A 13988-nucleotide genomic window follows, 5' to 3' on the forward strand; every position below is an offset into this window, starting at 1 on the left:
CACCGTTTCCCCCTTACGATAAGGGATAGGCAAACGGTTATGTTTATGACTAACAGCAACGATGAGAGTGGGGAGCTTTTGGGCCAGGAGCGGCGGCGCCGCTGGAGTCCAGAGCAAAAGCTGGCTATGGTTCGCGAGAGCCTTGAGCCAGGGCAAAGTGTGTCGGTTGTCGCTCGGCGCAACGGCATCAATGCCAACCAGTTATTCCTTTGGCGCAAGCTGTATCAGGACGGCAGCTTGTCGGCGGTCAGTGCCGGTGAAGCGGTGGTGCCGGCGTCCGAGCTGAGCGATGCGCTCAAGCAGATCCGTGAACTGCAACGGATGCTGGGCAAGAAAACGATGGAAGCAGAAATCCTCAAAGAGGCCGTGGAGATCGCCCGGTCGCGAAAATGGATTGCGCACTCACCCTTGTTGCCGGGGGACGACCAGTGAAGCTGGTCAGCGAATGTCTCGGTGTGGCGCGCTCGCAATTAACGGTTCGAATCAAGCAATCGGTATCGCCCAAGACACGGCGAAGCAGGCCTGTGAACGATGTAGAGCTGGTCGCTGAAATCCAGCAAGAGGTCAGCGAACTGCCCAGCTATGGATACCGTCGCGTCTGGGGACTGCTGCGTCGTGCACGTGAAAAACGGTCGCTGCCGGCGATCAACGTGAAGCGGGTTTACCGGGTCATGCTGATCACAACTTACTGCTGGAGCGGCGCATCAAACAGCCCGGGGGGCCGCGTCGGCACGAAGGCCGTATTGCCGTGGAAAACAGCGATACGCGTTGGTGCTCGGACGGCTTTGAGTTCCGCTGCGAGGACGGCGCCAAACTGAGCGTGACCTTCGCCCTGGATTGTTGTGATCGCGAAGCCATAGGCTGGGTGGCAAGCCCGACCGGGTACAGCGGCGATGATATCCGCGACTTGATGCTGGAAATAGTGTTCAGCTATTTTCCGATTCTTCTGCCTTGGTTTCATTTAGGTTGGCATTGAAGTACTTCATGAAGTCTTGTCCCTGAGCAAAGGCTTTTTCGATTTTCGCGCTTTGTTCTTTAAGCGCTGGGCTTGGCTTGGCCCATTGTTCAGATGGAAGAGGTTTGGACCACTCAGCAATGGAATTAGGTAGAGACTTCATACTGAAACGATGGTCCCACTCCGCCACCCAGTATGGAAAGCGCCACCAGGTGATTATATGGGTTAGATACCACCAGCCAACGCCTAGGGCGGAACGCTCATTGTGTTGATATTCCTCAAGCATATCTGCTTGCTCTTTATCAAATGTATGGCGGCCTTCGTGAGCAGCTTTACTGGGGCAGTATTGCGGTCCCTTTTCCATATAAACGCGAATCGCTTCCCACTTACCCAAACCATGGGTTGGGGTCATCACACCTTGGTTCACAAAGTGCACCGTATCGGCCTTCGGATCGTCGAACGCCATACCGAAGGTATAAGTGCTCATAACGCCTACACCAGTTACACCAGTGCTGACCGACAGCCAGGACACCATCTCTTCCCAAGGTTGGATTACAGGGGCATCAGACCCAACCGCGAAAAAACAGACTTCGCGGCGTTGCCGATTAAAACGGATGGGACGAGTACGTGCTTTAGTGCGAGTAGTACTGATGACAACATAGAGTCCTAAAAGTCCTGCCCCGGCCGACCCCCAAGCGCCGATGGCAACGCCAGAGGAAAAAAACTCTATAAAAATTTGTGTAAATGTTCGTCCATAGGGGTCACCGAAACTCATCAGTCCAGCAAGGAAGGGACCCACTATTAAACTTACAATCAGTATAAGCATCCCACTTGCGATCATAACCCTAGTTTGGAAAGCCTTATTGATATTGCTGCTACCCACATCGAGGTACGTGTCGTTGACGTCAAGAAAACTTCCACCCAAGTCCATGGGTGTCTGTCCGATAGGAACGGGTAATGGTGAAAAGAACACTGCCTCGCCAGTGATGAAGCGTCGGGATTCACCAGCGATAGGACGCTGGTGTTTGAGATTCAATTCATCATGTTGTGTTGGTTTGGATGGCATGCAATTCAACCGAAAAGTGGTGGGCCGGGTAGCTACAGAAAGTCGCTGTTGACCAATAGCCAAGGGGCATCGGTGGTACGCGACTTTAAAACAGAGACAGCCGGAAGCAGCTTGCCATTCTGCACGTTTAACGTTGTAGTTTCGAAGCGTTTTTCTCGGAAAGCCTTATCGCCAGCGACGGGGTGATAGCGTAGGACGATAGCCAAACCATGTTGTGCGTTGGCCTCGTGTTGAAAAATGTCCATGCCAAGTTTAAGTGGCTCATCCGGAGCGCTAAGTAGGTTGAGTTGATAAAGTAGAGGTTCGCTCCACGCCTCCCAGTCATTACGTTGGTGGTTAGTCAGCCAGTAAGCGCTCACGCCAAACTCTACGTCATTTAGTTCACGAGCAGTGATTCCAGGTATTCGCAGTACAGCAATAGGTTGGTTGTTTATCGACTGTAAGGCTACCTGAGGTGCGGTGGTGATATCAGCCAGCAGAAGACGTTCCTCGGCCAGACTGCGGTTGACACTCTTTTTACCCCAAGGACCTTTTTGTAGCCAGATATCAAGTTCGCTTTTATTGTTTCGGTTGTATAAAAACTCCCCGCCCAGTTGCAGGCCAGTCAGCACCAGTCCAATCAAGTTGGCTTTGGCAGCGACGCTCAGTAGTTGGCTGCCCGCTTTAACCCAAACGAGTGCACGGGCCTGATTGGCGGTAGTAAATGCCTCATTAATAGATTGACCACTCCGGGCAAAGGCCCACCCATCTGTCCGGTAGGAACAGGTAGAGGTGAGAGGAACAATGCTTCGCTAGTGGGAAAACGACGAGTTTCCCCGGTGACGGGGCGCTGCTGTCGAATATCGTACTCGTCGTACTGCGCAGAGGTTGGTGTCATGCAGGATAACCATGAAGTGCATCTCCGGCATGAGGTAGTCTATTATATTTGTGCATGGCTCATCATTTCCATTCAACTATTTATCGATTCTTCTGTCTTGATTTCATTCAGGTTCGCCTTGAAGTACGTCATGAAATCTTGTCCCTGAGCAAAAGCTTTTTCGATCTTGGCGCTTTGCTCCTTCAACGCTTGGCTCGGCTTGGCCCACTGCTCAGTCGGTAGAGATTTTGACCACTCAGAAATGGAATCAGGTAGAGATTTCATGCTGAAACGGTGGTCCCATTCCGCTACCCAGTACGGAAAACGCCACCAAGTGATCAGGTGTGTCAGGTACCACCAACCAACTCTAATGCGGAACGTTCGTTGTGCTGGTATTCCTCGCGCATGACCTGTCGTTCTTGATCGAAAGTGTGGCGACCCTCGTATGGTGCTTTACCAGGACAAAACTCCGGTCCTTTTTCCATGTAGACACGTATGGCTTCCCATTTGCCTAGTCCATGAACAGGAGTCATGACCTCCTGTGTGAGAAAGTGCACAGTATCGGACTTGGGATTATCTATGGCCATGCCAAAGGTGTAGCTACTGATTACGCCTACTCCGGTGAATCCGGTGCTGACTGAGATCCACGCCACCATGTCTTCCCAAAGCTGGATCACGGGTTCGTCGGAGCCATTCGGGAAGTAACAGACCTCTCGGCGTTGACGGTTAAATCGGATGGGTCGGGCGCGAGATTTGTTTCTTGTGGTGCTGATAATCGCGTACAGGCCAATCAGCGCTGCTCCCCCTCCACACCAGAGCGCTAGTGATATTCCGAACTCAAAAAAATCGTTGAAGTAAAACCAAAAGCTTCTGCCGAATGGATTTATGAATGCTGCGAAGCCCATCAAGGTTGGGAGAACAAATAGACAAACGATAACTACGACTGTAGGGAGTGACACCGCTAATCGTGCTTGGAAAGACTTGGTGAGATTGCTGCTACCCAAGTCCAGATAGGTGTCGTTGACTTCAACAAAACTTCCGCCGAGATCCATTGGGATTTGCCCGGTAGGAACCGGTAGAGGTGAGAGGAACAATGCTTCGCCAGTGGGGAAGCGACGAGTTTCCCCAGCGACGGGGCGCTGCTGTCGAATATCGAACTCGTCGTACTGCGGAGGGGTAGGTGTCATGCAGGACAACCATAAAGTGCATCTCCGGCATGAGGTAGTCGATTATATTTATGCATCAAGGACGCGACTCATCGTTTCCATTCAATTATTTATCGATTCTTCTGTCTTGAATTCATTTAGGTTCGCCTTGAAGTACGTCATGAAATCTTGTCCCTGAGCAAAAGCTTTTTCGATCTTGACGCTTTGCTCTTTCAACGATTGGCTCGGCTTGGCCCACTGCTCAGTCGGTAGAGATTTTGACCACTCAGCAATGGAATCAGGTAGAGATTTCATGCTGAAACGATGGTCCCATTCTGCTACCCAGTACGGAAAGCGCCACAAAGTGATTGCATGAGAAAAATACCACCAGCCAACGCTCAGAGCGGAGCGCTCGTTGTGTTGGTACTCCTCTAGCATATCTGCCTGCTCTTTATCGAAAGTATGGCGCCCCTCGTAAGGTGCTTTATCTGGGCAGTATTGCGGTCCCTTTTCCATGTAGACGCGGATTGCTTCCCACTTACCCAAGCCATGAGTTGGGGTCATTACACCTTGGTTTACAAAGTGCACGGTATCGGCTTTCAGGTCGTCGAAAGCCATGCCGAATGTATAAGTGTTGATGACGCCTACTCCGGTAACACCAGTGCTGACCGAGAGCCAGGACACCATCCCCTCCCAAGGCTGAATCACAGGCTCATCAGATCCGTCCGCAAAAAAGCAGACTTCACGCCGTTGCCTATTGAAGCGAATAGGACGGGTTTGAGATTTTTTTCGTGTCGTACTTACAACGACGTACAAACCAAGGGCCGCGAATGCTGTCCCCCCCCATCCGGAAATATATAAGCCCGACTCAAAGAATTCGCTGAAGTACCAAGAGAAATCACGGCCAAATGGATTGTTGAAGGTCGAAAAACCCATGATAGTAGGTAAAATAAATAGGCAGGAAATTATAAAGCCCATACAAAGGCCGATCATCGCTCTTGCCTGAAATGCCTTGCCAAAGTTGCTGCTACCTACATCGAGATAGGTATCATTGACCTCGATGAAGCTACCCCCCAGATCCATTGGAGTGCTGCCCGTAGGTATGGGAAGTGGAGAAAAGAAAACAGCCTCCCCAGTCGCAAAGCTACGTGTTTCACCGGATCTAGGTCTTTTTTTGTTCAGTCCAAGCACATCGTCGCTAGGTGATTGTTTCTGTAAAGGCATCAAGTTTTACCGAGGCGTTGGGTGAAGCCAGGCACGTTGAGAAGATCAGTAGTCACGAGCAATGATGGCGCACTGGCATTGCGGACGCGTAACGCGGGAATAGAAGGAATCGTTTTTTCTTTCCCTGAAAAGCAACAAAAGGGGACACCTATTAGCCGGTCTCAAGTCAAGGCTAATGGGCGTCCCCTTTTCCTTTGGTGGCAAAACGACAAGTTTCACCAACGATAGGGCGCTGCTGTTGTATATCGAACTCGTCGTACTGCGGAGAGGTAGGTGTCATGCAGAAAGCCATAAAGTTTGTTCAGTTCTATTCAATTATTTGTTGATTCTTCTGCCTTGGTTTCGTATAGGTTGGCCTTAAAGTACGTCATGAAATCCTGTCCTTGAGTAAAGGCTTTTTCGATCTTCATGCTTTGCTCTTTCAGAGCGGCGCTTGGTTTGGCCCATTGTTCCGAGGGTAAAGGTTTGGACCACTCAGCAATGGATTCAGGTAGAGATTTCATACTGAAACGGTGGTCCCATTCCGCTACCCAGTACGGAAAACGCCACCAAGTGATCAGGTGCATCAGGTACCACCAACCAACTCCTAAAGCGGAACGTTCGTTGTGTTGATGCTCCTCATGCATGTCTTGTCGTTCTTTATCGAAGGTGCCGCGGCCTTCGTATGGTGCTTTGCCAGGGCAGAACTCTGGACCTTTTTCCATATAGACACGTATGGCTTCCCACTTACCCAAGCCATGAGCAGGAGTCATCACGCCTTGTCTCACAAAATGCACTACGTCAGCTTTGGAATCGTCGAACGCCATACCAAAGGTATAGGCGCTTGTTACTCCTACTCCAGTAACACCTGTACTGATTGAAAGCCAAGATACTGTCTCTTCCCATGGTTGAATGACGGGGACGTCAGAACCTTCGGGAAAGAAACAGACTTCACGACGTTGGCGGTTGAATCGAATAGGACGGGTGCGCGACTTTGCTCTGGTAGTGCTCAAGATAACGTAAGTACCCAGGAGCGCAGCTATTCCTCCTCCCCAAATACTAAAGGTCACACCGAAATTGAGCATGCCTGCTGCTCTGTCCCAAAAGGACTCGGAAAATGGGTTTCCCCAGGTAGTAGATCCTGCAAGCAAAGGCAGAACAATCAGGCATGAAAAAATAAACATCATACCGAGTCCAATCATTGCCCTAGCTTGGAAAGCCTTGCCGAAATTACTACTGCCTACGTCAAGGAATGTGTCATTAACCTCAACAAAGCTTCCGCCCAAATCCATGGGGGCGTTGCCCGTTGGTATCGGAAGCGGGGAGAGGAATAGCGCTTCACCTGTCGCGAATCTACGCTTCTCACCAGCCACTGGCCGCATTTTTTTGAGATTGAGATCGTCGCTGGATTGCTCATTTATTGAAGACATTAGGTTTGCCCGGCTTGTTTTGATGATTCGAGCACAGTCAGCGTGTCGGTGGTCACAATGATTGCTTGAGCGGTGGTATTTCGTGCGCTGAGAAACCCAGTTGTTGAGAGTTCCTTCCCGCTTCCAACGTTCAGTGTCTTGGCTTCAAACATTATTTCCTGGTATTTTGGGGCTCCGGGGAGTGGATGGTAGCGCAACTTTATGGCAAGACCATGCTGGGCGTTGGCCTCATGTGCAAAAATTTCTAACCCCAATTGGAGTGGCGCGTCTGGTGGGCTCAGCAAATTGAGTTGATATAGCAAAGGTTCAGTCCAAGGCTCCCAGTCATTGCGCTGGAGATTGCTTGACCAATACGCGGTAAGGCCAAATCCAACATCATCCAGCTCTCGAATCGTGATATTTGGAATGCTAATCACGGCAATAGGTCGGTTGTTTATTTGTCTCAGACCGACCTGAGGGGTTGAAGTGATCTCTGCCAATTGCATGCGATCTTCTTGGAATCCACGATTTTGGTTCTTCTTTCCCCACGCGCCCTGTTGAAGCCAGTTATCAAGCTTTGTTTTATTATTTCGGTTGTAAATCCACTCGCCACCTAGCTGCAACACCGTCAAACCTAACCCTATTAAATTGGCTCTCGCAGCAACGCTCAGAAGTTTGCCACCTGCTGTGACCCAAGCGACAGCTCTTGCTTGGCTAACATTTGAAGCCGCCTCAAACATATATTGCCCTGTTCGTGCAACTGCCCAACCGTTAACAACGAACTGTCCAGAGTCGCCCGCGATTGTCATGCTGGCACCAGCCAGCTTTGCACTATCTCCCGACCTCAAGGCTTCTGTCCAACGAGCGACAGAGCCTTTTTCCCCATACAGACTTGTGGCTGCCGCCGCCATACCGAACCCGTAAGCTGCAAGCCCCAGCCCCCCCGTGAGCTTTCCCATACGTGCGGCTAATTGAACTTTTCCGGCTGCGCTTGAATAGTTGTTTTTGACTACGTTTAGAGTAGTGGCAGATATCCCCTGCGCAGCCGCAAAGCCTCCTCCGCTTGCAGAGAAGAACGCATTGCCAAATGCAATGTAATCAGCTTTATCCCAGCTGGTTTTTCTTCTTAACTCTGAGTAAACAGTGACGAAGCTAATTAATTGCACGACAAATACAGCTGATGCGAAGATGTCGCCTCCCGCAGATTGAAATATATCTTTTCCTAATCCTCTTACCTTGTCGCCTGTGTTTAAGCGGTGATCTTCGGCCATTCGGTGGAATTCTGCTTCTTGGGCGCTGGTTAGGCCTTTAATTTTTATACTTGCTTTACTCGGGCCTTCGCCAACAGCAATCATTGCAGGCGCGATTTTTTTCTCTAAGGGGGCGACGGATTGCTGAACAGATTTACGCTGTGCGACCAAAGATCGATAGCTTCCCTTGGGGGCTCGACCTTTTCGTTCATTAGCCAATGTCTCCCTGATCTTGTTTTTGAGCGAGGACATTTGCTGGCGGAGTTCGATGAGTTTCGCCATGTCAGCTTCGAACGCATGAAGCTGGCTTGCAGAAGCAAACTCAAGAGTAATACCTCTTTTGCCAAATGTTCTTAGTACGTCGATCCATGCTGAGCCGGGAATATTTCGCAGAACTTTAGCTGGGTCTATTGCCCGGCCGCTGCGTAGTCCTTCTATAGCTTCTTCTAGAACATTCGCCAAGCGGAGTTGTTTGGCAGGTTCATAAGCTGTGTTTCGTGCTTGATCGAAAGTTATACCATCGTTGCTTAGATTAATTGATGCCGCGAGATCTTGGGTTAGGAGCGTTACGAACTCTCGGCTAATTTTTTGCAGCCCTTGAAAGTCCTTTGCTGAAAGGGGTATGTCTCGAGCCGATTTTATTAATGATCCAATTTTCGCAAAGAGATCCTTCTGGTCGGTCAAACTTGCAGTAAAGAAGGTTGGAACTGTAAAGCCTGGCTCTTTTTCTATTAGGTCCGCAATCGCTTCGGTAGCCTTGTCGGTGCGACATATATCTCTCATGCACGCGTATTCAGTAGCAAGCGCCGATTCAAGTTGGGTTCCAAATTTCGGATCAAAATACCAAGCAGATTTATAGAAGCGCTTTTCGCATACGATTTTTATTCGATCATCAGTTATCAAATCCAGTCGTTTATTCCAACGGCTTAATTGTGCTCGCTGTTGTTTAAGAAAGGCTTCCATCGCCGGTCGGTCAATCAGGTCGTTGATACCTTCTTGTCCCATTTTTGCGCCATTGAGCGCTTCATGAGCATTGTCTTCGATGGTCTCGATCAGGTCTTCGTACTTGGAATGCAAAGGTCCAAGACTCGTACGCATCCGCGACTTTGAAGCTGCAATAGCCCCACGCTGCGTACCGACACCGGAATATTGGGTTTGATTTTTAACGTTGACGTAGTCGACGATCGATTGCCGCTGCTCTTCGCTTGTTTCGTCCTTGAGTTTGGCAAAACGAGGGTCGCCTTGGGCGGCATTCAGAATGGTTTCGCCGGTTACGGTGTACAACGATTCGATGTAGCAACCAAACACATACTTCTTTTGATTGGCTTCAGCGTCACTCCAGTCACTGATCCAGCCAGTGACCAAATCCTGATGCTCGGCGAGATCGCGCAGCACGCCCAAGTCATCCTGTATGACCAAGTACAGATGGTCACGCTCATTTTCTGCCTTGACTTGCTTTTTGAGCGCGCCCAACTGAGTTTTCTTGAAGTGCGACGCTTGCTCCCAGAGATAGTCCTGGCTTTCCTCAGGTTTGGCACCCGTAACCGCCGGTTCCTTACTCGGCTGCTCCGCAACTTCCGCAATCCATTTTTCCGCCTGACTTGGCGTCAACAGATTAGCCGCGCCTTTCTCCGGATCAGCCTTGGTCAGGTCCACTGCCTGCATGAAGTATTCACGCTCGGACTTGTGTTTGATGACCTGTGCGCATTTGGCGGCGGTCCATTGCACTTCGGAATAGTTGACGTAGAGCTTGCTCAAACGCGGGAAGACCAGCACGGCTTCGCCCACGTTGCTTTCGCGTTTGTTGGCGGTGATTTCGCCTTTTTCCCACAGCAGTTGGGTCACGATGCCGTTCTGGATTCGGTATTCGTGCATGACGGCTTGAGGTTTCTTGTCGACGATGACGTAGAGCCAGCCGTCGCGGATCAAGCGAATGCCCAGTGGGCGTGAAGTGGTTTTGTAAGGCATCGCTAGTGCGCTGGATGGGTCGAGTCGTTCGACCAGACCGTAGCGTAAAGGGATGAGCTGAATCTTGGCCTTCATCAGGGAGCAACCGCCCATGGCGCACTTACCGTCGTCCCGGCTTTTTGCAACGTTGTTCGGGCTTTTGCCGGTCGATGTGGGCGTTGTCATCCTTGGCTCCTTGGCAGGGTTTCAGCCCGTTCCTGGGCAATATCAGCGACCCGTTCGAGTCGCTGAGCGGGCGTTTGTTCCGATGGCGTTTTAAGTATCGCATCGAGGTCCGGATGTTCTTCCAGTGCTCGGTCACCGAGAAACCCGTGAATGTTGGCGTAGAGGGTGATGTCTAGCTCGGTGTTGAAGCCTCGATCATATGAAGTCGAAGCCAATGCATGCAGGTGTTCCCAGCGTTGCTGAGGCGTCGCTTGTGCCTGATAGGACGGAAAGTATTCGTGCATGTGTTCGTCGAGGCGCAGGACGATGCTGCGAAAATTCACTTCATCCAGTTGTCTGAGTTGCTCGTTGCTCAAGCGGTAGCGTTTGCTGTGGTTCGGCTCAATGGCTTTGCCGGGGCGCTGGTTGATATGCCAGCAGCCCAGTGCCCCGTCGGCGCCGACGACCTGCGAGCAAGGGCCGAACAGGGTAGGGTCCTTGATGCTCTCGCCGTAGTCGAGCAGCGCATGGGCCACGGCCGGATCAGCGACGCGCAGCAGCACTTCCTCACCCTGTGGGTGCATGACGCTGGTCAGCCAGCGAAAATGGTCGACCATGTGTTCCCAGGGTTGATCGCTGAACGCAAGGTAGCCCCATTCTTGGCGAGGCTCAGCCAGAAACTTTGCCAGGATGGGATTGTTCTGCGCTTTTATCTGAACCAGACACGGCGAAACGTCACCCAACTCAGCCCACGGGGTACCGAGGTAGAGTGGCTCGAAAACCGGATTATCCGACCATTGATAAAGGTGTTGAGGCAGTTTCTCGACGCTGACACCATCCAGCAGCAAACCGACGGTGCCATTCCACGGCAGGCCTTGGGGCAACCCATTTTCCAGCGGCCACTCGGACTTAAGCATTTTGCGCCTCCAGTTTGGCCTTCTCGCAAATCGCGCAGATTGGCTTCTTCTGCATCAACGCTTGCCGCTGTGCGGGCACCAACAATTGCCCGGCCTTATCCGCATCCGCCTGCTTCAACGGCCCCGGCAACAATGGCGCCGCCCCCGTCCCACTACCCGGCCCGCCGCCGGAGTTCATGTTGATCACCGGCCCACTCATGGTCACGCCGCTTGCATCAATCTTGATGAAGCTTCCACCACCAATCAGGGTCAGTTCACTGCCGGCTTCGAGCACGACTTTCATGCCGCTGCTCAGGTGGATTTCCTGGCCGGCTTCGATGAACTGGCCGGTGCCGACCTTGATGTGCTGGTTGACGCCCACGGTCAGGTGGTCGTTGGCGCGGGTTTCGACTTTGCGGTCTTTGTGGACGGTGTGGTGTTCTTCGGCCTTGAATTCGCTGTAGCTGTTTTGCTCGACGGTGTCGTGGCGTTCGTTGCCGACGCGGATTTTCTGGTCGTGCTCGACGTTTTCATCCCAGTCGCGCTGGGCGTGCAGGAAGATCTGTTCCTGGCCCTTTTTGTCTTCGATGCGCAGTTCGTTGTAACCGCCGCCGCCGGGGGAACTCATGGTTTTGAAGGTGCTGCGGGTCTTGTTCGCTGGCAGGGCGTACGGGACGACGTTTTCCTTGTGGTACAGGCAGCCGCTGATCAGCGGTTGGTCGGGGTCGCCCTCCAGGAAACTGACCAGCACTTCCATGCCGATGCGCGGAATGGCGATGCCGCCGTAGTGGGCGCCGGCCCAGGCGGAGGAGACGCGCAGCCAGCAGCTGGTCTTGTCGTCGGCTTGGCCTTCGCGGTCCCAATGGAATTGCACTTTGACGCGGCCGTATTGGTCGCAGTGGATCTCTTCACCTTTTGGCCCGGTGACCACGGCGCTCTGGCTGCCGAGGATGCGTGGCTTGGGGTGGTTCAGCGGCGGGCGGTTCGGCACATCCCAAGGGGTGGCCTGGAAGCGGTTGCGGTAGCCCTGGTGGAAATCGTCCTTGAGGTTAGTCGTGTTGCTGGTGACCGACTCTTCCAGCACTTGCGGCTGTTTTCCTTCGTGGAGGATTTCGGTCAGCAGCCACAGGTCGTTCCACTTGGCCTTGGGGTGTTGGGTCAGGGCCAGGAAATGGCCGCTGACCAGCAACGGCTGATCGCTTCGGCCTTCGGCCAACTGGAAGTCGCTGCGGTGACGCTCGAGGGCGCGTTTGGCCAGGTGCTTGCCGCGCTCGCGGTCGATGAAGCGGCCGGGGTAGTCGTAGTCTTCGAGGTCGGGCAGGGCGTCGCCACGGTTTTCGCTTTCCAGCGTCAGGCGCGGTTTTTCGAAGTCGTAGTCGCGGCGGGTGGTGCGGCTGGTGCGGGTTTCCAGGCGCAGGTCGAAGCGCTTGATCACCGGGTCGTTGGCGACCATGCCGGAGTCTTGCTGGTAGGCCACGGGCGCGAGTTTCGGGAATACCGTCTGGTCATCGCCGAACACCAGCTTGTGGGCCGTGGCGCTGTGCTGGAAGTGGTAGTGGATACCTTCTTCCTCGCACAGGCGCTGGATGAATTGCAGGTCCGATTCATCGTACTGAACGCAGTAAATGCGCTCGGGATAGATCGCCCCGACTTTGAATGCGTAGGCATTGCTCTGGATGCCATGCTCTTCGAGGACCATACCGATGATTTTCGGCACGGTGAGGTTCTGGAAGATGCGTTGGTTGATGCGGTGCGCCAGGTAAGACAGCTGCGGGCGCAGGGTCACGGCGTAGCGGGTCAGGCGTTTGCCTGAATCGCCCTGGGCGGCGCGATAGATCTGGCCATGAATGCCGCTACCATCAGGCGAGAGCTGCAAGAAGGCCGGTTTGTGCAATAGCGTTTCGAGGTCCAGGGACGGCTGCTCACTGACCAGCTCCACCTCAAACACAAAAGGTTGGCTGATGGCTTCCCGACCTTGCAGGGCAAGGACCTGGAGATCGTTTTCCAGACCTTCGACGGTCAGGGCAAAGTGGGTTTGATTGGCCGGCGCGAACATCCCTTGTTCCTCGTGCAGTGCTGCGGCGCACGCCTGCCCCCAAATGGGCGCTTGCGGACGCGAAAATTCCTGGAAGGCGCAAATGACATCGACCAGCAGAGCTGGCCGATGTTTGGAACCGTCAGCCGCGATTAAGCGACTGGAACACGCCAGTCATCGGAACCCGAAGTACCGGATACTTCGTGGGTCCAGGTGATTTTGCGGTAGGTGAATTGCACTTCTTCCAGGTGCGTGAAGTGCGAGTTCGACGGATCCTGGCAGTTGTGCATTTTGTTGTTGATGGCGACGATGATCGCGTCTTCCAGTTTGGTGGTGTAGTAGTGCTCTTGGGTACCTTGAGCCGAAGTGCGGTACCACTGGATAACGATTTCGCTCATGCGCTCGCCGGAGGTCAGCGCCGCTTGCAGCAGTGGCGAAGACTTGTCGTAGACCTTGGTGATCACGACTGGCTTGTGTACACGCTGACCGGTCGGTTGGCCGGACTGTGGGTCACGCGGAATGATCACGTCGTGGCTGAAAGCCTGAACCATGACCTGGTCTTCGTGACCTTCCTGATAGGTGTTGCCAACGGAGTCGGCGGTGAACGCGCCGGCAGTGATCAGGCCTTGTTTTTCGCCGGTAACCGACATGTACGCTGGTGTTGCCATGGATGTGCTCCTTGCTAAAAGTTAGGGTGCCCGGGAGGCGGTATCGCCCGGTGGGTGCCTGACAGTTATCAAGGATCGTGCCAGAAATGATTAAGTCTATATAAATCAGGTAGTTGAGGATGTTTTTAGAGCGCTGAAAGGATTTTCGGCAAGGATCACCTGAAAAAGTGCGCAAGAAGTTGCGCAGTGGTGCGCAACTTCTTGCGCACTTGGCTGGAGGGCTTTGTTTACAAGGCCTGTAGCGCTTTTAGAGGGCGTTTTTGGGAAACGACTGCGCAACTTCTTGCGCATCAAGGCTATGAGCCATCATTCGGACAATGGGCGCAACGAACAGCGCTGCCCTTTACTCCAAGGCGCTGTTGGCGAAGCTGGGGTAAGCCCAGATAGCCAGCG

10 protein-coding genes and 1 pseudogene are annotated in these 13988 nt (G+C 52.8%); 1 reads left to right on the plus strand and 10 read right to left on the minus strand.

The genetic code is table 11. The annotated features are described in order from the left end of the window. Positions 1–45: 45 nt before the first annotated feature. A pseudogene (locus tag LOY38_RS11470) lies at positions 46–937 on the plus strand (IS3 family transposase); the annotation flags it as partial. Here the strand turns inward: LOY38_RS11470 and LOY38_RS11475 are convergent. The 10 genes from LOY38_RS11475 to LOY38_RS11515 all read right to left on the minus strand — a co-directional run bounded on the left by LOY38_RS11475 (position 927) and on the right by LOY38_RS11515 (position 13595). Further along, positions 927–2021 (minus strand): DUF6708 domain-containing protein, encoded by a 1095-nt coding sequence (locus tag LOY38_RS11475; RefSeq protein ID WP_408980580.1) that lies wholly within the window; start codon positions 2019–2021, stop codon positions 927–929. The pseudogene LOY38_RS11470 and the gene LOY38_RS11475 sit on opposite strands and share 11 nt — an antisense overlap. A gap of 32 nt (positions 2022–2053) precedes the next feature. Then, the gene (locus LOY38_RS11480) at positions 2054–2632 is read right to left on the minus strand and encodes a hypothetical protein (RefSeq protein WP_258700106.1); all 579 of its coding nucleotides are present in this window, start codon (positions 2630–2632) and stop codon (positions 2054–2056) included. Between the two features lie 338 nt (positions 2633–2970). Continuing rightward, positions 2971–3162, minus strand: a complete 192-nt coding sequence (locus LOY38_RS30305; protein ID WP_408980581.1) for a hypothetical protein — start codon at positions 3160–3162, stop codon at positions 2971–2973. Positions 3163–3224: 62 nt separating this feature from the next. Next, entirely contained in the window at positions 3225–4064 is an 840-nt protein-coding gene (locus LOY38_RS11485) for a hypothetical protein (protein ID WP_408980583.1), read from the minus strand. Positions 4065–4145: 81 nt separating this feature from the next. Beyond that, complete coding sequence (locus LOY38_RS11490; protein WP_408980585.1) at positions 4146–5246, minus strand: DUF6708 domain-containing protein; 1101 nt, start codon at positions 5244–5246, stop codon at positions 4146–4148. Between the two features lie 311 nt (positions 5247–5557). Further along, a complete protein-coding gene (locus tag LOY38_RS11495; protein WP_408980586.1) occupies positions 5558–6655 on the minus strand; it encodes a DUF6708 domain-containing protein in 1098 nt (365 codons plus the stop codon). Further along, positions 6655–10017, minus strand: coding sequence for a toxin VasX (locus LOY38_RS11500; RefSeq protein WP_258700107.1), 3363 nt, complete (start codon positions 10015–10017; stop codon positions 6655–6657). Before LOY38_RS11500 ends, LOY38_RS11495 begins: the two co-directional genes overlap by 1 nt. Continuing rightward, positions 10014–10913: a DUF4123 domain-containing protein gene (locus LOY38_RS11505; protein ID WP_258700108.1), complete on the minus strand. Its 900-nt coding sequence runs from the start codon at positions 10911–10913 to the stop codon at positions 10014–10016. The genes LOY38_RS11500 and LOY38_RS11505 overlap by 4 nt, the downstream gene beginning before the upstream one ends. Continuing rightward, complete coding sequence (gene tssI / locus LOY38_RS11510; RefSeq protein ID WP_258700109.1) at positions 10906–12948, minus strand: type VI secretion system tip protein VgrG; 2043 nt, start codon at positions 12946–12948, stop codon at positions 10906–10908. The genes LOY38_RS11505 and tssI overlap by 8 nt, the downstream gene beginning before the upstream one ends. Before the next feature lie 131 nt (positions 12949–13079). Further along, the gene (locus tag LOY38_RS11515; RefSeq protein WP_007900657.1) at positions 13080–13595 is read right to left on the minus strand and encodes an Hcp family type VI secretion system effector; all 516 of its coding nucleotides are present in this window, start codon (positions 13593–13595) and stop codon (positions 13080–13082) included. Positions 13596–13988: the final 393 nt, after the last annotated feature.

This window comes from Pseudomonas sp. B21-015, from assembly GCF_024749285.1.
Taxonomy (GTDB): Bacteria; Pseudomonadota; Gammaproteobacteria; order Pseudomonadales; family Pseudomonadaceae; genus Aquipseudomonas.